The sequence below is a fragment of the Kineobactrum sediminis genome, assembly GCF_002868715.1.
GTDB classification, from domain to species: domain Bacteria; phylum Pseudomonadota; class Gammaproteobacteria; order Pseudomonadales; family Halieaceae; genus Kineobactrum; species Kineobactrum sediminis.
Map to the genome: position 1 here is coordinate 69,262 of NZ_PKLZ01000012.1, position 20,224 is coordinate 89,485.

General features: G+C 59.3%; 15 protein-coding genes. 6 read left to right on the forward strand and 9 right to left on the reverse strand.

The features are described 5' to 3' along the window. Positions 1–62 precede the first annotated feature (62 nt). The 6 genes from CWI75_RS15035 to CWI75_RS15060 all read left to right on the forward strand — a co-directional run bounded on the left by CWI75_RS15035 (position 63) and on the right by CWI75_RS15060 (position 8,259). Complete coding sequence (locus CWI75_RS15035) at positions 63–1,676, forward strand: acyl-CoA ligase (AMP-forming), exosortase A system-associated (protein WP_101522345.1); 1,614 nt, start codon at positions 63–65, stop codon at positions 1,674–1,676. After that, complete coding sequence (locus CWI75_RS15040) at positions 1,673–2,941, forward strand: pyridoxal-dependent decarboxylase, exosortase A system-associated (RefSeq protein ID WP_206604750.1); 1,269 nt, start codon at positions 1,673–1,675, stop codon at positions 2,939–2,941. The genes CWI75_RS15035 and CWI75_RS15040 overlap by 4 nt, the downstream gene beginning before the upstream one ends. A gap of 185 nt (positions 2,942–3,126) precedes the next feature. Continuing rightward, entirely contained in the window at positions 3,127–4,551 is a 1,425-nt protein-coding gene (locus CWI75_RS15045) for a TIGR03013 family XrtA/PEP-CTERM system glycosyltransferase (RefSeq protein ID WP_241521251.1), read from the forward strand. Between the two features lie 271 nt (positions 4,552–4,822). After that, positions 4,823–5,098, forward strand: a complete 276-nt coding sequence (locus CWI75_RS15050; protein ID WP_101522346.1) for a hypothetical protein — start codon at positions 4,823–4,825, stop codon at positions 5,096–5,098. A 261-nt stretch (positions 5,099–5,359) separates the two neighbouring features. Beyond that, positions 5,360–6,139 (forward strand): SDR family NAD(P)-dependent oxidoreductase, encoded by a 780-nt coding sequence (locus tag CWI75_RS15055; protein ID WP_101522347.1) that lies wholly within the window; start codon positions 5,360–5,362, stop codon positions 6,137–6,139. Then, the gene (locus tag CWI75_RS15060; RefSeq protein WP_101522348.1) at positions 6,136–8,259 is read left to right on the forward strand and encodes an outer membrane protein assembly factor BamB family protein; all 2,124 of its coding nucleotides are present in this window, start codon (positions 6,136–6,138) and stop codon (positions 8,257–8,259) included. Before CWI75_RS15055 ends, CWI75_RS15060 begins: the two co-directional genes overlap by 4 nt. A 135-nt stretch (positions 8,260–8,394) precedes the next feature. Here the strand turns inward: CWI75_RS15060 and CWI75_RS15065 are convergent, their stop codons facing one another. From CWI75_RS15065 to CWI75_RS15105, 9 genes are all read right to left on the reverse strand, one after another. Further along, complete coding sequence (locus CWI75_RS15065) at positions 8,395–9,231, reverse strand: SDR family oxidoreductase (protein WP_101522349.1); 837 nt, start codon at positions 9,229–9,231, stop codon at positions 8,395–8,397. A gap of 15 nt (positions 9,232–9,246) precedes the next feature. Next, entirely contained in the window at positions 9,247–9,810 is a 564-nt protein-coding gene (locus CWI75_RS15070; RefSeq protein ID WP_101522350.1) for a nuclear transport factor 2 family protein, read from the reverse strand. A 27-nt stretch (positions 9,811–9,837) separates the two neighbouring features. Continuing rightward, on the reverse strand, positions 9,838–12,132 hold the full coding sequence (locus tag CWI75_RS15075; RefSeq protein ID WP_175580228.1) for a TonB-dependent receptor: 2,295 nt from the start codon (positions 12,130–12,132) through the stop codon (positions 9,838–9,840). 66 nt (positions 12,133–12,198) lie between these two features. Next, positions 12,199–12,684, reverse strand: a complete 486-nt coding sequence (locus CWI75_RS15080; protein WP_101522351.1) for a nuclear transport factor 2 family protein — start codon at positions 12,682–12,684, stop codon at positions 12,199–12,201. A 326-nt stretch (positions 12,685–13,010) separates the two neighbouring features. Beyond that, positions 13,011–14,888, reverse strand: coding sequence for an outer membrane protein assembly factor BamB family protein (locus CWI75_RS15085; RefSeq protein WP_241521252.1), 1,878 nt, complete (start codon positions 14,886–14,888; stop codon positions 13,011–13,013). Beyond that, entirely contained in the window at positions 14,885–15,799 is a 915-nt protein-coding gene (locus CWI75_RS15090; RefSeq protein WP_101522353.1) for a glutathione S-transferase family protein, read from the reverse strand. Before CWI75_RS15090 ends, CWI75_RS15085 begins: the two co-directional genes overlap by 4 nt. Before the next feature lie 122 nt (positions 15,800–15,921). Further along, entirely contained in the window at positions 15,922–18,375 is a 2,454-nt protein-coding gene (locus CWI75_RS15095) for a TonB-dependent receptor (RefSeq protein ID WP_101522354.1), read from the reverse strand. A gap of 85 nt (positions 18,376–18,460) precedes the next feature. Beyond that, positions 18,461–19,813, reverse strand: a complete 1,353-nt coding sequence (locus CWI75_RS15100) for an aromatic ring-hydroxylating dioxygenase subunit alpha (RefSeq protein ID WP_101522355.1) — start codon at positions 19,811–19,813, stop codon at positions 18,461–18,463. Between the two features lie 12 nt (positions 19,814–19,825). After that, on the reverse strand, positions 19,826–20,224 hold the full coding sequence (locus CWI75_RS15105; protein WP_101522356.1) for a Zn-ribbon domain-containing OB-fold protein: 399 nt from the start codon (positions 20,222–20,224) through the stop codon (positions 19,826–19,828).

Genomic DNA, 20,224 nt, shown 5'->3' on the forward strand with positions numbered 1-20,224 from the left:
GGAAACCATAGTCCAGAATGCCCATACAGCGCAAACAAACACGCTACCCCGGAGATAAATGCATGGCTGACCTGCTCCACGAACTCATCGCCACGCGTGCTGCCGGCGATGGCGACCAGCCTGCCCTGCTCTACCGGGCCACCAGCCTGACATACGCCCAATTGTGGGCCGAGGTAGAGTGCGCCGCCAACGGCCTGCTGGCAACCGGCATCAACGCCGGTGACCGGGTAGCGGTGTACCTGCCCAAACAGATTGAAACCGCCACCGCCCTGTTCGGTGCCGCCGCGGCGGGAGCCTGCTTTGTGCCGGTGAATCCCCTGCTGAAACCGCGCCAGGTGAACTACATCCTGCAACACAGCCAGGCCCGGGTACTGGTCACCTCTGCCCAGCGCTTGCAGCTGTTGGCGGATGAGCTGGCTGAATGTGATCAACTGAAGACCATACTACTGGTCGATGAACTCACCGGGGAACGCGGCGAGGCCGTGGCGCGCCAACTGGCCGATTTCACTATCATCAACTGGCCACAGCTGCGGACCACTCCCCCACAAACCCCACACCGACGCATCGACAGTGACCGGGTAGCCATTCTTTACACCTCCGGCAGCACCGGCAACCCCAAGGGCGTGGTGCTATCCCACCGCAATATGGTGGCGGGCGCACGCAGCGTTGCCCAATACCTGGAAAACACCCCCGGTGACCGCCTGCTTGCGGTATTGCCATTGAGTTTTGATGCCGGGCTGAGCCAGTTGACCACCGCCTTTTCCGCAGGCGCCTCTGTCGTGCTGATGGACTACCTGCTGCCGCGAGATGTCCTTAAGGCCGTACAACGTTACCAGGTCACCGGCCTGGCGGCAGTGCCGCCTTTGTGGAACCAGCTGATCCAGCAGGACTGGCCGCCCGCGGTGGCCGAGAACCTGCGCTACGTGACCAATACCGGTGGCGCCATGCCCGTGGCCACCACCCGGGAGTTGCGCCAGCGCCTGCCCAACACCCGTGTATTCCTGATGTACGGCCTCACCGAGGCATTCCGCTCCACTTACCTGCCGCCGGAACAACTGGACCTGCGGCCCCAGTCCATCGGCAAGGCAATTCCCAATGCCGAGATCCTGGTGGTTAATGAAGCCGGTGAGCTGTGTGCCCCCAACGAGCCGGGGGAACTGGTTCACCGCGGCGCACTGGTGGCGCTGGGTTACTGGAATGATGCCGAGAAAACCGCCGAGCGCTTCAAACCCTGCCCGGCCCAGGATGCCGCCCTGCCGCTACCCGAGCTGGCAGTATGGTCCGGCGACCAGGTAGTAAAAGATGAAGAGGGTTACCTGTATTTTGTCAGCCGCAAGGACGACATGATCAAGACCTCCGGGTACCGGGTCAGCCCTACCGAAGTGGAAGAAATCGCCTACAATTCGGGGCTGGTAGCCGGCGCCGCCGCCCTGGGCCTGGCACACGGGCTCCTGGGCCAGGCCATCGCGCTGGTGGTAACACCGGGCCAGGGTACCGGCGAACATGATACTGTAGCCGCCGAACTTTTGGCCTATTGCCAGCGCGAACTGCCGAACTTCATGGTACCGAGCCGGATTGTGGTGCGCGATACCCTGCCCCACAACCAGAACGGCAAGATTGATCGCCGTGCACTCGGCGCCGAATACGCCACCCTTTTCGAGGACACATCCGCGTGACCAGTACAGATATCGCAAGCGCCGAAGGCAAAGTCCGCAGCCGCCCCCAACACGTCGGGCAGCATAATTTCCCGGTGGTGGACAACTGCCTGCACATTGGTGGCCAGCCCATCACCACCCTCGCGGAGCGCGCCGGTGACCGGGCCTTCTACGCCTATGACAGCAGCGTGATGAGCCAACGGGTAACGGAGCTCAAAGCACAATTACCGAGTGCCATCCAGTTGCACTATGCGATCAAGGCCAATCCAATGCCAGCGGTGGTACAGCACATGTCCGGCCTGGTGCAGGGCCTGGACGTGGCCTCTGGAGCCGAGCTGGCGGTGGCGATTGCCACCGGCACCGCCAGCGCCGACATCAGCTTTGCCGGTCCCGGGAAGTCCGATGCCGACCTCCGCGCAGCCGTCGCCGCCGGGGTAATCATCATTCTTGAATCCAGCACCGAGATGCACCGCGTGGCGGCACTGGCCGGCGAGACCGGAACCCTGCCGAAGGTGGCCATCCGCGTTAACCCGGACTTTGAACTGAAAGCCTCCGGCATGAAAATGAGCGGCGGCCCCAAGCCCTTTGGCATCGATGCCGAGCAAGTCCCCGAGGTGATGCAGGTGTTGGCGAACCTGCCGCTGGATTTTGTCGGCCTGCATATCTTCAGCGGCTCGCAAAACCTGCGTCCGGAATCGCTTATTGAAGCCCATGACAAGACCTTTGACCTGGCGCTGCGCCTGGCGGAACAGGCACCCCGGCCACTGCGCTGGCTTAACATCGGTGGCGGCTTTGGCGTACCCTATTTTCCCGGCGAACAAACCCTCGACCTCAAGCCGATAATGCACAACCTCCAACGCCTGGTGGATGAACTGCTTGCGGCAATGCCCGATGTGGAGATCGTGATGGAGCTCGGCCGCTACCTGGTAGCGGAAGCGGGTTTGTACGTGTGCCAGGTCAGCGACAAGAAAGTATCGCGCGGGCAGACCTTCCTGATCACCAACGGTGGCCTGCACCATCATCTCGCGGCATCCGGCAACTTCGGCCAGGTGATACGCAAGAACTACCCTGTCTGTATCGGTAACCGGGTAACCAGTGACACCCTGGAAAACGTGTCGGTGGTCGGCCCGCTGTGCACACCCCTGGATATTCTTGGCGAGCGGATGCCCCTGCCCGCCGCCGACATTGGCGATCTGGTGGTACTGTTCCAGTCTGGCGCCTACGGCTTTACTGCCAGCCCGCATCTTTTTTTAAGCCACCCACCACCGCTGGAATTCCTGGTATAGGGCCTTAAGTCTTACCTCGATTTCCTTGACTTACTCAGTTACTGCGACCTTGATCACAAATAACCACATCAAACCAGCAATGTCATATTGAACTGCTAGACTTCAAATCCTGAAAGAATAAAGCCGGCCCCTCCAGCGGATCCCAAAGAAGTACCGCCGCTGGCAACGGCATGGAGTTAACAGTCATGATTCTGGGTAATGTTTTGGGTACGACGCGAGTTTTCAATCACCATGTGCACACTGCCTACTACTGGTTGGCAATCCTGGATATGGTCCTGTTTATTGGCGCCTGCTACCTGGCCACCTGGCTCTACTTCCTGTCCGCACCCGCGCTACTCCCCGACTATATCAATGCCCTGCCCCTGAAAGCGGCGCTTTTTGGCGGCATGACCACCCTCGCCATGTTCTCCCTGGGCATGTACCAGCCACGCCTGCGCGAGGGCCCCAACGGTATTATTCTGCGCACTGCCGGCGCGGTCCTGATGATGACGGTCGGCATGGCGGTTATCTATTTTTTCCTGCCGGGCACCCAGCTGTGGCGCGGCATGTTCGTTTACGCGGCGGTTATCGCTTTCACCTCCGCCCTGATTACCCGCCTGGTATTCATCAATACCGTGGAGCTGGAACAGTTCAAGCGCAAGGTCCTGGTGCTTGGCAGTGGCCAACGGGCCGCCAATATCGCCGCCAGAATGCGGCGCAACAGTGACCGCCGGGGTTTTCGGATATTCGGCTATGTGCGTTTCCCCGAGGAAGAAAGCGCTGTTGAATCGCCCAGGATCTTCAGCCTGGACCAGCCGCTGTCTGCCTATGTGCGCGAACACAACATCCAGCAAATTATCGTGGCCCTGGACGAAAACAGTACGGAATTGCCCGCCGAAGAACTTATCCGCTGTCGCACCATGGGCGTGGAGGTAATGAGCATCATTGACTTCTTTGAGCAGGAAGCCGGCAAGGTGCTGGTAAATGAAGCACCCGCGGAATGGTTCATTTTTGCCGACGGCTTCAAGCGCAAAGACATTGGTAGCTGGGTAAAACGGGTCTTCGACATTGCCGCCGGCTTTCTGCTACTCACCATGACCTGGCCGCTGATGCTGTTAACCGTGCTGGCCATCAAACTGGAAGACGGCTGGAAAGCACCGGTGATTTTTCGGCAAAAAAGGGTCGGCCTGAACGGTCGCGTGTTTGAGGTCATGAAATTTCGCAGCATGACAGTGAACGCCGAGAGTGACGGCAAAGCCCGCTGGGCCACCGCCAACGATGCACGGGTTACCCGGGTTGGACACTGCATTCGCAAGCTGCGCATCGACGAGTTGCCACAGATATTCAACGTTATGATGGGTGACATGGCCCTGGTGGGCCCCAGGCCGGAGCGGCCGGAGTTTGTACGCGAACTGTCAGAACAGATCCCCTTTTTCGACAAGCGCCACTGCGTGAAACCCGGTATTACCGGCTGGGCGCAGCTGAATTACCCCTATGGCGCGTCGGTTCAGGATTCCATGCATAAACTCGAATACGACCTTTATTACGTCAAGAACCAGAGCCTGTTTTTGGATTTTCTGGTTTTGATGCAAACCGCCGAAGTGATCCTGTTCGGCAAGGGGGCCCGCTAGGAATCCGTGGGACTCCTGGGGCCGCCTGAAAGGATCTACAGCGATCTGTAGCACATACCCACGGGTGTCAATAATACGTCACTTTTAATGCGACGGCGTTGCAATGGCGTCGCAAAGACTGTCGGTTTTTTTAACACAATCCCCTCCTGTTTGTTTGCACCAGGAAGCAAACTTCTTTAACCTCCTGATTTAGATATCAATATCCTATCTGGTGTGACTCTTGCTTGGTAAATTAAAGCCCGCCGGATGGCACTCAGGAGTGAAACAATAAATGGATACGATATTGACGATCATTGCCGTACTCGGTTTGGGGGCACTCCTCATCTCCGCGTTCATATTCGCCATGGCAGCGCGTCGCTTTGTTTCCGATGACCATAACTCCCAGGCCCATCGCCCGGTTATTTCCAGCTATAAACCCCGTACCCGGGAAGACCGTCGCCAGCAACAGGCACCCAAACTATTCCCCGTTACCATTAATGGCCGATATATTGCGGAAGATCGCAGAGCAGGTGGCGACCGGCGCCACATGGGTCGCCAGTTCGCCTGATTCATCCTCAACTGCACCGGCCCTCATTCCATCTGCCCTGATACTCGGTTAACAGTCCCGCCAAAAGAGCAGCCGGGTCGTCCACTTGTTGACTCGCCTTACCACCCACAGTACTAGTGACAACCTCTTGCACGCGCTGTAAACTCAACTCTTGTTAGACGCAAACAAGCAAATGTTAAAGAACATCTGCCTGCCTATTAATAATGCAGCTGCCCGCCAGCACCCTCGACGCCTGCGCAGCTAATAACAGGACATATCGCAATGGCTGAAAACATCTCCAAAACAATCGCGGTCGTGGGTGGCAGTGGTGGACTGGGCGCCGAGATCTGCCGGGAACTGGCCGCACAGGGTCACCTCGTCGTCATCGGCTATCACAGCCGTCAGGCCCCCGCCGAAGAAGTGGCCGCAGCTATCGGGACAGCGGGAGGCAAGGCCTTTACCCGCGCCGTTAACCTGTGCGACGAACAGCAGGTGCTCGACTTCCTGGATTACACCCAAAGCTGTGCCAAAGAGGCTGGCAGCAGCCTTGGCGGTGTGGTTAATGCCGCCGGTCCGGCCATTCCCCTGCGCCCGATCACCGACATCAGCAGCGCGGAATTTCGCCGGATCATGACCACCGACGTGGAAGGTTCCTTCAATCTGCTGACCAGTGCCGCCCGGATCATGGCCGCCAGTGGCGGTGGCCCCATCGTACAACTGCTTACCACCGCGGTACTGCGGACACTGGAGAACGACGCCATGTCCGGCGTGCCGAAAATGGCGATCGAGGGCATTGTGCGGCAACTGGCCCGGGAGCTGGGCCCACAGAACGTGCGGGTGAACGGCATTGCCCCCGGGGTGATGAATGTGGGCATTGTGCACAGTTCGTTCACCGCGGACCCGGTGGCGGAAAGTGTTATCCAGAGCTGCCTGGACCGCACCCCGATGCCGCGCATGGGTAAGCCCGAGGAAATATCGGCTTTGGTCGCTTTTCTGCTGAGTGATGCAGCGGCTTATATCAACGGCCAGGTGATCGGGGTTGATGGGGGGTACAGTGCATGACTACATCGGCCAGCAAGCATTTCAAACTCACAGCAGCTGCGGCCGTCCTCGCCGCAGTCACTGCCGCCAGTAGCCCGGGAGCGCTGGCAGATGAGGCGCTGGCCGCCACCGGCGAGGCTTTGTACGCCGCGAACTGCGCCACCTGCCACGGTCTTAATCTACGCGGCTCCGCCCACGGCAACACCCTCAAGGGGCCGGGATTCCTGGGCCAGTGGAGCGAGCGCGAGGCCCTGGCGCTACTGGCCTACAACCGAGCCAACATGCCCCCCGGAGGTGCCGGGAAACTGAGTGACGCCCAGCACGCCGCCATCGCGGCCTGGTTGATCGAATCCAACCGCGAGACCGGCGACCCCGAGAGCCTGCTGTTCACCAGCACTCCCGCCCTGGCAGCGGCGGCGGACGGCTCGGAAGCCGTCTCCTGGGTGGCCTTTGACGCCGCCGGCAGCATCGATGCCGATGCCCGCACCCGGGGCGGCTTCCGCAACCGGGAAGTCGAGGATTTCCAGCCGGTCACCGCAGACCAGCTGAGCAACCCGCCGGACGGCGACTGGCTGAGCTGGCGCCGCACCCTGGATGGCCAGGGCTATAGCCCGTTAAAGCAGATCAATCGCGACACCGTCGGTGACCTGAAGCTGGCCTGGGTTCTGACCATGAAGGATGGCAGCAATCAGGGTACACCGCTGGTACGCAACGGCATCATGTACCTGACCCACCCGGGCAACGTGATCCAGGCGATCGAAGCAGACAGCGGCGAGCTGATCTGGGAGTACAGCTATACGTTCCCGGAAGCCTCGCGCACCCTGGGCGGACCCACCCGCAATATCGCCATCTACGACGACAAGCTGTACATGGCTACCTACGATGCGTCCATCGTCGCCGTTGATGCTCGCACCGGCGAAGAGGTCTGGCGCACGCCGAAAGCGGATTTTGAAAAAGGCTATACCCATACGGCGGGCCCCATCATGGGCGACGGCGTGGTGCTCAGTGGTATCAACGGCTGCGAATGGTACAAGGAGGACGGCTGCTTCATTACCGGCCACGATGCCGAGACCGGCGCAGAGCTGTGGCGCACCTCCACCATTGCCCTGCCGGGCGAACCCGGTGGCGATACCTGGGCCGGGTTACCCGCGGAAATGCGTGCCGGTGGCGACAACTGGATCGCCGGCTCCTACGATCCGGAACTGAATCTGTTCATCCTGGGCACCTCCCAGGCCAAGCCCTGGGTCGCCGCCAGCCGCGGCATGTCCGCCACGGACGAGGCCCTGTATACCAACTCGACCCTGGCCCTGCGCGCGGATACCGGTGAACTGGTGTGGTATTTCCAGCACATTCCCGGCGAAACCATCGACATGGAGGTCGGCTTCGAGCGCGTGCTGATTGATGTCGACGGCGATAAGCGAGTATTCACTATCGGCAAGGACGGCTTACTGTGGCAACTGGATCGCAAAAGCGGTGAGTATGTCAACGTGGCGGAAACCCTGCCCCAGACCATCTACGCCGAGATCGACAAGGTGCGCGGCGTGGTGCATTACCGGGATGACATTGTCGCCGCCGGCGTTGGCGACACCATCGAAGCCTGCCCCGGCATTTACGGCGGCCACAACTGGCAGGCCTCTGCTTACAGCCCGGAAACCGGCAACCTGATCATCCCCCTGCACCAGCTGTGCTCGGACATGGTGGGCCGGGAAGTGGCCCAGGAGCCGGGCTCCGGTGGTTACGGGGCGGATTCCCGCACTTATGAAATGCCCGGGGTGAACGGCATGCTCGGGCGACTGGCGGCGTGGGATGTGCGTAGCATGAGCGAAAGCTGGGCCGTTGAACAGCGCGCGATGTTCCTCACCGGCGCCCTCACCACCGGCGGAGGGCTGGTGTTTGTTGGTGATCTCGACCGCTATTTCAAGGCGTTTGACGTGAAAACCGGCGAACTGAAGTGGCAAACCCGGCTGGGTGCGCCCTTGCACGGCTACCCCGTCACCTATGCGGTGAATGGCAAACAGTACATTGCGGTACCCACCGGTATCGGTGTGTTTCGCGCCATGACCGCGGTAGTCAGCCCGGATATCTACCAGCCCACGGGCGGGCAGGCACTGTATGTGTTTGAACTACCCGGCGACGAATAACATAGGGGGTCAGGTCTCGCATTGTAGCAATTGGCTGCACATGCGAAACCGAAACATGTGAGCCCGGCGCGCGCTTATGCAAAATGCTACGATGCGAGACCTGACCCCGTATGTTACAGGCGAGAACTGGGCCGGCTAGTCGGGGATACCCGACTGGCCGGCCTCGCGGATCATTGGTTGATACTCCGCAAACGCCGGCCCTGCGGCGGTAGCACCGACAGTAATGCCGGCATCTGTGGTCAGGGTGTGGCCGGTAGTGTATGCCGACTCATCACTGGCCAGCCAGAGCGCGGCATTGGCCACATCCAGAGCCAATCCTGCCCGACCGCGCAGCGGTGACGCCTCGGCCAGCACCTTGATGGCGCCGTCGATATCCGCCGGATCCCCGGTGAGCACATTGGCCACCATGGGGGTGGCCATACTGGCTGCCGCAATGGCGTTTACCCGTACCCCGCTGCCTGCAAGTTCGGCAGCGCCACTTTTGGTCAGCCCTACGACCGCATGCTTGGCTGCGGTATAGGCGTGCGGCCCAAGCCCGCCCATGATACCCGCGGTACTGGCCATGCTGATGATGGACCCGGATCCCTGGGGCTGCATAACCCGCGCAGCGTGCTTCATGCAATAGAACGAGCCGTTTAGCAATACATCCATGGTGAAGCGCCATTCCGCGCCAGGGGTTTGCGCCAGCGGGCCGACAGCACCCACAATACCGGCGCTGTTGAACAGGACATCCAGCCTGCCAAACTGTTTTACCACGGTATCAACAGCGTTACTGACGCTGTCTTCATCAGTGATATTGCAGGGAATGAATATCGCCTTGTCGCCGAACTGCGCGGCAAAGGCACGACCCTCGGTTTCCTGAATATCGCACAGGCCCACTGAACAGCCCTCGGCGATAAACCGCTCTACCGCGGCGGCACCCAGGCCGCTGGCAGCGCCGGTGATCAACGCTACCTTACCTGATAGTCTCATCGTGTGTTCTCCAGATTAAAGCTGATACACCGGGTCATCCGGTGCTCGCTTGCCGATGGTGTCGGCGGCGATAGCGCCAAAACCACGGGAATGAGCGGGTTCAAGACGGGTCCAGTCGGTCATGCCGGTGCGACGGCTGATCTTCCATTCGCCCTCGCGTAACTCGAAATGATCAAGGTAACGACCACCCACAAAGAAGTCCATTTCGTTGTCGTAGGCGTCGGGCCCCGCAAGTGGGTCTGTTACCGAGCGCATGCGGTGAAATGCCGTGAAGTACGTCTCCGAGGTTGCTCGCTCCGCCCCCTGGAAGGTGATCAGGATATTACCGAGCTGATGGTGTGTGCGGCTATAGGTCCCCAGCAAACCCAGGGCAAAGGCGACGAAGTCACCCGGCTGCTCCGGGGTTGAAGGAAGCGAGGGGTCCGATGAGGGCCCCTCGTAAAAGTGCTGGTGCTGTGACCCCGGATGAAACACGCTGCGCAGCAGCGGTTCATCCAGCCGGTCAATCGCGCGGGCGTAGCGGACGATCACTTCCGTGATCGCCTGCTTTGCCAGCAATGCCTCCAGTTTTTCGTCCATTGGCAACAACTCCTCGTGTCTACCGCCTCAGTTATTGAAGTTGTAAACCACTTCAAGGCCGTAGGTACGTGGTGGACGGGTGGAAGCGTAAGACCAGAGACCGGCCACTTCGTAGCCATGGGTATAGCCATCTTCATCGGTCAGGTTGCGACCGAACAGGCTCAGCTGCACATTGTTGATGGAGTAGTTGATAGAGGCGTCCACTATCCCCTGGCTGTCGTTTTTCAGCTCTTCGTTGTTCGTTGCATTAGTGAAGTGCTCGCCAATGTAACGATAGGAGGCCCGGGCCCAGGCATTGCCGCCGGCCACGTCCCACTCGTAGGTGGCGTCAACAGTGCCGGTAAACTCCGGCGCCCGGCGGAACTCAAAGTTGCTGAAATCGACGATGGTACCTTCGGAATCCGTAAATACAAAATCATCGTAGGACGAATCGAGGTAACCCAGGTTGGCACGAATACTCAGGTTCTCGTTCACGTATGCCATGGCTTCCAGCTCAATGCCCTGGATGGTCGCGGTGGAGGGGTTGGCCACTACGGTCTTCTGTCCGGTATCGGTTTCGGTGGAGGGCAGTTGCAGTTCTTCCTGCTTATCCTTGTAGTCCATGTTGAAAATGGTCGCGTTCAGGCGCAGGCGCCGGTCCAGCAACTCGGACTTGATGCCGATCTCATAGTTGTCGATGGTCTCGGGATCGTAGGGCTCGAAGGCCTCCACCACGCTGGCGACACGACCATTGAAGCCACCCGCGCGATAGCCGCGGGAGTAGGTACCATAGAGCATGATGTTGTCGTCCACGTTGTAACGCAGGCCAACCTTGGGCGTGAACTCATCCCACTTCTCCTGGGGATGGCTGGTGCGACCCTCGGCCTCATTGACCGTGTCCACTTCACCGTACTGCTGGGATTCCTTCTCGTCCTCGGTGTAGCGACCGCCAAGGGTCAGGGTCCACTTGTCGGTGAAGCGATAATCGGCTTCGAAGAAGCCCGCGATGGAATCAGTCTTCTGCACCGTGGTCTGGGGGATATCCGCAATCAGGCTGGTAAAGGTCGGGTCGCCCGGGGCACCGTTGATGATATCCAGGAAGCCGATGTAGGAGCGCATGCGGCTTTCATACTCGGAATCCCAGACAAACAGGCCACCGACCATGCTGAAGGCACCGCCATCATCCCAGGTCAGGCGCAGCTCGTGGCTGTCCTGCTTCCACTCACCGGGACGACGGGTGTGATAGAGCAGATCCGGGGTGCCGTCCCAGTCCTGCAGGCTGTCTTCGTCGGATTCCCAGCGGCCGAAAATATAGTCAAACTTCAGGGCATCGTTGACATCCCAGCGCGCCTCGACAATGTGGGTATCGGTGTCGAAAAACGCTGTCATGAAATTGTCATTCAACTGATCGCGCAAGGTAACATTGGTTTCCAGGGCAGGCGCTGTTGGTGGCTCGCCACCACCTCCGGCGACGGCGCGGCGATCACCGGTAATGGTCGTGTCGTTGTTGGGGGAGCAATAACCATACACTGTGCAGAACAACTGGTCGGGGCGCGTGGCGTTCACCAGCGGGGGCGTATCCTGGTCCAGGCGCTCGCGTATATAGGAGTACTCGAGTTCAAGCGTATCGGTGGGGTTCCAGAGGAAGTTGGCACCGAGCTGCTCATAGTCCTGCCGACCCTGGTCACCACGGCGAGTGACGTTGTCATAGTAACCCTCACCCTGGTCGCGCTTGGAGGCGGTCAGTTTCACCGCGAGTTCATCCGTCACCGCGAAGTTGAACACCCCATCCATGTACCAGGTATCATAGTTCTCTATCCCGGCACGAAAGCGACCGCCGAGCTCACCGGTGGGCTGGGTGCGGGTGATATTGATGATACCGCCTACAGTGTTGCGTCCGAACAGCGTGCCCTGCGGGCCGCGTAGCACTTCCACACTGGCGATGTCGATGCCGCGCATCAGGGCACCGGCGGTGGAGCCGATAAACACACCATCAACGCTGACGCCGACTGCCGGGTCGAAGTTCTTTTCAAGATCCGCGATGCCTACACCGCGTATGTAAATCGCTGCGGTGCCACCGGGGCCCTGGCCGGTATCATCAATGATGACATTGGGGGCGATGTTGGCCAGGTCCTGGATATCCCGCACGAACTGCCGCTGGATTTCAGTTTCGCTGAGAGCGCTGACCGCCAGGCCAACGTCCTGCATACTTTCCTCGCGTTTACGGGCAGTAACGGTGATCTCTTCCAAGACGCCCGCCTGGGCGTTGACTACGGTTGGGGCCGAGAGGCCGACCGAAGCCGCAGCGATTGCGGCAAACATGATGCTGCGTTGTGTTTTCATGGAACGTCTCCTCGACGGTGTTATTAATAGTTATTTGCGGTTTATAGTGTCTTGCCAGGGCCTCTTTCAGCCCTGCGGCGCCTTCAGTGGCGCGCCGGGTATGGGGTTGAAGTAATGAATCTTGACGTCGCGCTGAACGATCTTCCAAAATCCATTCCGTCGCCGTACGGTGTCAGTATAGGTCGCCCCGACAATCTGGCAGTCGGTATCGCCGGTCAGTGTGCCCACACAATCGACATCACAGACACAACTGGCGTTGTCAGGATCGCGGAAACTGATGGCGTGGTTGGTGGACAGGTGGTGCGATTCCTGCCAGGCCGGCCATAGAATGTCCTGCACTGCCTCGCGTATTCCGTCATGACCGCTGAAGGAACCAAACGGCGGGCCAATATTCCACACACAATCTTCGCTCCAGATGGCAAGGAATCGGTCGAAATCGCGCTTGTCGAAGCCGTGGCAATATTCGGATGTGAGGTCAATAATCGCCTGACGGCTTTCGAGCGCATCAATTCTTGCGGTGAGGGCTGTCAGCGTATCGCTGCTTTCGGACATGCTTTACTCCGCGGTATTGTTATCGTTCATCCACTCGCATCAGCGCCCTAACTTTCCTGGAAAGCATGCGCTTGTTTGCGTCTAGCAAGTGTATGAATAATAGGAGAGCGGAGTCAATAGGTCCAGTAATGAATTGTTGGAGACGGGGTCAGGTCTCGCATTGTTGCATTTGGAGACGGGGTCAGGTCTCGCATTGTTGTGAAGGCTGGGGTCAGGTCTCGCATTTTTGCATGCGCCCATCAAGGCGCATGCAAAAATGCGAGACCTGACCCCAGCTTCCCACCCCAGCACCGCCAAATGCAACAATGCGAGACCTGACCCCGGCCCTAGCGGGGGCCGAAGGCGAGGAGGACGTTGCCGGGCATGTGGAAGTAGATGCCGTAGCCGGAGTTTACGAACATCATGCCGTTACTGAAGACCGGGCCGGAGGCGCCGCCGAAGGAACCGCCCCGCGCGGTAGCGCCACCCAGCGCGGAGAACTCGCGGGCGCTGTCGAATTGCCAGAATACTTCGCCGGTGTCGCGGCTGTAGGCGCGCAGTACACCGTCCATGGCACCGCCAACTACCGCCCCCTCTATCGCAGATGCCGCGGCGGAAAGACCCGGCTGGCAAAATTCCCGGCCCTCGCACTGGTCCTCGGTTTTGGTGAACCAGAGCACTTCACCGGAGCGGATATCCACCGCGTACATGCCCGGCAGGGCCTCACCGGGCCAGCGTGCGCCGCCATCAAAGTCGGACATGGGGACATAGAGCACGTCGCCGTCCAGTGCCATGCCAAAATGCACACCGCCCTGGATACCGCCGCGACCCAGCTTTTTGCGCCAGATAATTTCTCCGCCTTTATCGGGGTCCAGTGCGAACACCTCACCCGACTTCTGCCCCGCCAGTACGACATCGCGACCTTCCGAAGTGGTGGCGAGAATGGTGGCGGCTCCAAAGTCATAATCGGGGCCGTCTTCCGGCGGACAGTTGATACGATCCTCGGTTTCACAGCCCATGTTCCAGGCGTCACCCGCGGTCATCTGCTGGCTCCAGACGATGGAGCCATCTTCAAGGCTCAATGCCAGGATCGCGTCACTGGTATCGTTGGCCGGGGAAGAATAGTTTTCACCCGTGCCCACATACATTACGCCCCGCGCGGGATCCAGTGACGGGGTATTCCACACCGGCGAACCGGAAGGCGCAATACGGTCAGTGCCCACCGCATTCTTACCCACGACGCGTGGCGCCTCCGCGATGGTGTAACTGATACCCAGCTTGTCACCGCTTTGCGCGTCGTATACCGCGACACCACCGCGGAAGGTACAGCAGGCATATTCCGGATCCGCCGCGGCCGTAACCTCCAGCGAAGACAAAGGCACATACAACTTGCCCTCGTGCAGCGCGGGCGATGCAGTCAGGGTCAGGCTGGGATGATCATCGGGCCGATCGCGCCAGGCCAGGGCACCGGTGACGGCATTTATCGCATAGACATTGCCCACCAGGTCACCAAAGTAGAGCAGGGGCGCCTCGGTGGACCCGGACTGCCAATCGGCAACCACAATACCGTTGCGCACTTCCGCAACCGTGGAAAATTGCCAGCGGATACAGCCGGTCTCCCGATCCAGGGCATACACAGTACCGTCCTGGCTGCCGACATACAGCGCGCCACCGGCGATTGCCGGCTGGGACCGGGCACGCACCGCGCCGGGAAAGGCAAAGGACCACTTGAGTTCCAGCTCGCCCAGGTCATCCGCGGTCATGCCTGCGGTCGCCTCGTCAAACATGCGGGCATTGCCGGCATTAACGCCCCAACCCCGGGTATCCGGTCGCGCCGAGTAATCAAAGGCGGCCCGTTCGGCGCTGCAAGCGGGCGCGGACGCCTGCATGTGTTCCTCTGTCAGCGACTGGCCGGAAAGGTATTCCGCCACCCGCTGCTGTTCGGCAGCGTTCATGTTCGCAGCCTGGGTTTGCATGACACCCCCCTGCATGGCGCGCAGAATGGAACTGGGCGCCATTATTTCCAGCAAGCTCAGCTGTGGCGCCTTGGCAACACCGCCACCGTGACAACTTTCACAGTATTGCCCGTAGAGCGCCGCGCCGTCCCGCTCGGCCTCCACTCCAGCATCTGCGCCCAGCGCCGCCATACTGACGAAAGCACTCGCACAGCCGACCATGCCAGCCCTTGCCAGAATTCCCAGGGACGACCATTGAATCTTTCTCATACCGACTTCTCCACGCGATAACCCAGACGGGGGAAATGCACAACCACCTCCCCCGCTCTCTCATCTCTTCGCCTCAAGGCTATATCCTCATGTGTCAGGCGCACCAGCTCACCCGTTACCGGCACCGCGCCATAGTCCTCCGGTGTCACCGTAACTTCAGTGCCAACCGCCAGGCCTGCCATAAGGCCCGGCAACACTTCCGCTTCTGTAGCAGGACTGTGCTCCCGGGCAACTGCCAGGGCTGATTCCGCATCAAGCTCCGTGTATTCGCCGTGTCCAATGGCTGCCATCCTGGCCTCCCATTTTTCCAGCTGCGTATGGGCAGCCAGCAGAGACTCGCCGTCGCGGATATTGCCGCGGCACATCCACACCGGAAAATACCCCTGCATATCCGCCCAGGACGGCGTCGCACCCAAGAGGTATTCGCGGCCATCCGCGAGCATGGAGGCCAACAGCGCCAGGTGGGCATCGAAGCGCGCATACAGGTGTGGCAGGTCACGAGAGAGAAAGTTGAAATCCAGAAACCTGAACAATTCCCGCCGGTCGCGCAGGACCGCAGACGGCAATGCTGTATTTGTTCCCAGGGACAAACCCGCCCCAGTCTGGAAAAAGCCGGTGTCGCTCCAATACCCGAGCGCGGCGCACAACCCCTCGCTCCCCCCGGGAAACAACGTCCGCGCCGGAAACCGACGCTCCAGTTCACGAGCTATGCACTGGGTGTCACAATAAATGTCGGCGCCGATCTGCAGCACGGGTGTTTTGCGGTAACCCCCGGTCAGCGCGGTAAGGTCGGGCTTCGGCATGATCATGGGAATAGTGACCGAGCGCCAGGCCAGGCCCTTGAATCCCATCACCAGCCTGATTTTTTCGGCAAAGGGTGATGCGTCAAAATGGTGGAGAATGAGTTCCATGGATTCGTCCTGTAATCAGGTTATATTATTTGAATAGAGTTCAAGATAGAACTTCGTACTTGTTCTTGTCAATTAAAAAAAAGGGCCGACAATGCCGGCCCTCAACGCACTACTTTTAGAGACTAGCGACCACCAAACTTGTATCCCACTTCCAGACCGTAGGTGCGCGGCGCACCGTAGTAGGACATGGTCCACAAATCAGCCACCGGCAGTTCACCTACCCGATAACGCTTGTCCGTAAGATTGCGGCCATAAACGCGGGCGAAGAAGCGCTCGTCTGCGCTGGTATAGGTCACGCTCGCGTTCACCAAAGTGCGCTCATCGGTCATGCCATGGTACTCGGGGGCAACATTCGAATACACGAATATGGCCTCGTCTTCGTAGGTCACGTTAGCCACCCAGTCCAGGTCACCGTTCATGAAGGTGTGGTTATAAATGGCATCCAGGCCCCACTGCCACTCTGGCGCGCGGTTCACATCTTCATTGGTCAGGTCAACGTTATCAACGCCGTCGAAGTTGGTATCGGCCAAGAACTGGTCGTATTCACTGTGCAGGTAACCCAGGTTACCGCGCAGGGTGAAGTTGGAGGTGACCAGCGCGCTGGCCTCCACTTCAAGACCATACGAGGTCAGGTCGGCCGCGTTGAAAAAGCGTGTTTCCTGGAAGCTGCCGCCAAAGGGATTGTCGAACTCCGCCACCAGGTCCCGCTGCGCATCCGAATATTCCGCATAGAAGGTGGCCACGTTCACCCGCATGCGACCGTCCAGGTACGTACTTTTCAGGCCCAGCTCAAGGGAGTCGGCGATCTCGGGGTCGGTCGGGGCTGCCGAGCGAGCCGTAATAACGGTTCCGGATGACCCGGTCTGGTCGTTATAGGCACCGCTTTTGAAGCCACGCGAATAATTGAGATAGGCGAAGTGGTCATCGGAGAACGTATGGCTCAGGGTCAAACGCCAGGTCGGCTCCTTCCAGGTTTTGCTGTCACGGAACACACCGGTGGAGTACTTGTCGAAATCGGCGGCATCAAGCACCTCATTGAAGGTGTCCGCAGTCAGGGTCGGGTCAAAACCACCATTCAGCTGTTGGAAGAATACCTGGTTGCGACCGGTCCAGCGCTTGCGCTCATTGGTATAGCGGATACCACCGGAAATGGTCCACTTGTCATCAATGTCGTAGCTACCGTCGGCAAACACGGCCCAGTTGTCCGCTTTCTGCTGGTTACACATAACCTGCGGGTTGTTATCCCAGAACGTGGGGTCGCCAAAAGCAGAGCTACCCACACCCAGGAGATCGAGGAAACCCAGGATCTGCACTACGCAGAAAGTGGTTTCGTCTTCCTGGTAAAACCCGCCCAACACGTAATTGAAGGGGCCGGAGAAGTTTGAGGCCAAGCGCAATTCCTGCTGGAATGTTTCGCGATCATCAACCCGGTTGGCATCAAACAGCGAGTTGGGGCCCGCCTCGCCGGTGTAGGTTGAGGGCAGCTCGCTTTCCTGCTTGCGCAAACCGGTCACCGAGCTCAGGGTATAGTCTCCAACCTCCCAGTCCATATTCAGGTAAAAGCCATCAACATCGACCTGGTGGCCGTTAGACATGTTCATCAGCAGGTCATCGCGATTGGTCACCGCACCCACATCCAGGGGGTCACGGCCGACATCCTTGGTGAGGCCCAGCAGGTTGAAGACCACCGGCGCGTCCAGGGGTGTGCCGTTGGCAACTGGCGGCGAATCACCATTGTCGCGAATGATCTCGTATTGCGCCATTGCGGTGAAATTCGGCGTGGGCTCCCACAGAGCCTTCAGGCGGCCCGATATCGTATCGTCGCCACCCAGGTCACGACCGTCACCACCACCGGTGGTACCCAGAGCCGGATGGTTCGGGTCGAACGCGGTGACCGGGCCATATTCAGAGCCTGCCTTCCAGAAACCGTCGGACTTCATATACAGGCCCGCCGCCCGCAGCGCCAGGGTATCGGTCACTGCGAGGTTACCCGCAATCCGGGTTTCATGACGACCGTAGTTCTCGATCTTGCCCTGTACTTCCAGGGAGTTCTCATTCAGCACCGGACGCTTGGTCTTGACGTTGACAACACCACCGGTGGTGTTCTTGCCAAACAGGGTACCCTGGGGCCCGCGCAGCACTTCAATCTGTTCGATATCAAACATTTCGAGCAACTGGGATTGAATGTGCGGTATGACAAAATCGTCAACCGTTACACCCACCTGGGGATCCTGGTAAACAATGATTGAGGTCTGGCCAACGCCGCGCATCGCAAAGGATGCCGCATTGAAACCGGCGGGCTTGGCGGCGGAAAAGTTCGGTACCAGCGTGGCGATATCACCCAGGTCCCGGGGACTGAGTTTGTCGATATCATTGGTGGTGATCGCGCTGACCGATACCGCCGTGGTTTGCACGTCGGTAACGGAACGCCGGTTGGCGGTAACCAGGACTTCTTCCAACTGGGCCACCGCCGACAGTGATACCCCGCCGATCATCGGTGCGCTGGCCATGGCCAGCGCAAGGGGTAGCGTTTTTGCGGTAAACCTGCGCTGCTTTGCTTTAAATTGACTTATCATTATTCCTACTCCTCAACAGAGACTATTATTAAACGTGTTTTACTCAAATTCCGTCGCGCCGTCTTGCGGACCTCGCGCGAACTCCTTATTCCTCCAGCCTGCGCTCCAGTTCCACATGAAAGTGACGCAGCCGTTGCTCCTGCTCGCTCCATAACTGGCCGTCAAATCCCCTTGAACGCATACCCTGTTGCACTACCGGCATCAACTCCGAATCCTGGCTCAACACCTGGCCAAGACCGGCATCCTCTTCAATGGAATAGTGCTCTGTAGGGGGCCGCACCGCACCGGTGATATCGGTGTCATCGGGCAGGCCCATCCACGCGGGTGGCGTGTAACTGCCATCCGCGACCGGAAATATCAGCGTCATGGTATCGTAGTAGAAGCGCTCCGGATCGGACTCGTGGGGCAGGAAACGCATCAGGAAAATAGCTTCCGGATGGCAGCCGATCTGCACATTGGGAAAGATGCCGGTGGCCCAGCTATCCGAGAGCTGGCCATCCACCAGCTGGCTGTAGTCCAGGCCGTTACGCGCGGCGCGCTCACGCTTGGCCACCTGTATGGCCCTGCGCACGTCGGCGGCGGTGCCGGTAAAACCCTCCGCGTTAACACCGGCGTCTTCGAGCATCATCTTCAGGCCCTCGTTCACGGTTGCCTGGTCGTGGATGCGCGGGCTGGGCTGGCCCAGTGGCACTATCATGCGACTGGCGCCCTTCGGGTACAGGTCATACTGCACGTTCAGGTCGCCCATTACACCGCGAGTCTCGGGGTGAACCGCATGCAGGTGATAACTTTCATAAAACGCTTCAACGCCCACTTTCCAGTTGGAGCCCCACTCGCTGCGGACGTGGCGGACAACCCGCATCTGGTCAATGTTGTAGGCTTCCAGATAGCCTTCCGGCAAACCAATCGCCTCTTCCAGGGGACCCGGTGAAGCATCCATGTTGATAAAGATGATACCGGCATGGCTTGCACAGGCCACCGGCTTCAAACCAGGGCGATGGGCGATAACTTCGGGTTTGAAATGCTCTTCATCGGTAATGCGACGCAGTTCGCCAGTGTTGTTGAAACTCCAGCTGTGGAACGGGCAGACGAACACCTTGCGGTTACCCCGTTCATCACGGACCAGACGGGCGCCGCGATGGCTGCAGACATTGTAAAAGGCCTTGATGCCCTCGTCCGTGCGGGTCACGATGATGGACTCTTCAGCAATATTGAACAGGAAGAAATCACCCACCTTCGGCAGGTCGGATTCAACGCCCGCGATCAGCCAGCTGCGAGTCCAGATCTTGTCCCATTCCCGGGCCATGTATTCGCGACTGAAGTACCCTTCCTTGCCGGCGATATCGGTGCCGTTGTCAAACTCCGGCTGCTTTGCTTCCAGGGAGTCCGCAGGTGCATCAGGGTTGATCACCGCAGTGGGGATAATGTTAGACGTCATAAGCAAACTCCTCTAGTTTTCATCGAGCGTAAATACGGGCATTGCCTGAGTCTCTGACCAGGCCGCAAAGGTCACTGTGACAGCGGCACCCACACTCACGCTCTCGGGGTCACACTCAACAATATGGCTCATCAGTTGCGGCCCTTCCACAAGCTTGATGAGCGCCACCACATAGGGCGCCTCATAGGCTGCTGAAATTGCGCGTCGTACCACTGTAAAACTGGCCACGTGGCCACGGCCACTGCTCGGGCTCCACTTCAGGCTACTGCTGTTGCAGCTGGTGCATATCGAGCGCGGATAGAACTGTAGCGCAGCGCAGCTTTCACAGGCCTGGATCAACAGGGTACCGGCATTGCAGCCGGCAAAATACGCTTCACTCAGGGGGCCCGGCACGGGCTGGATTTTTTCCAT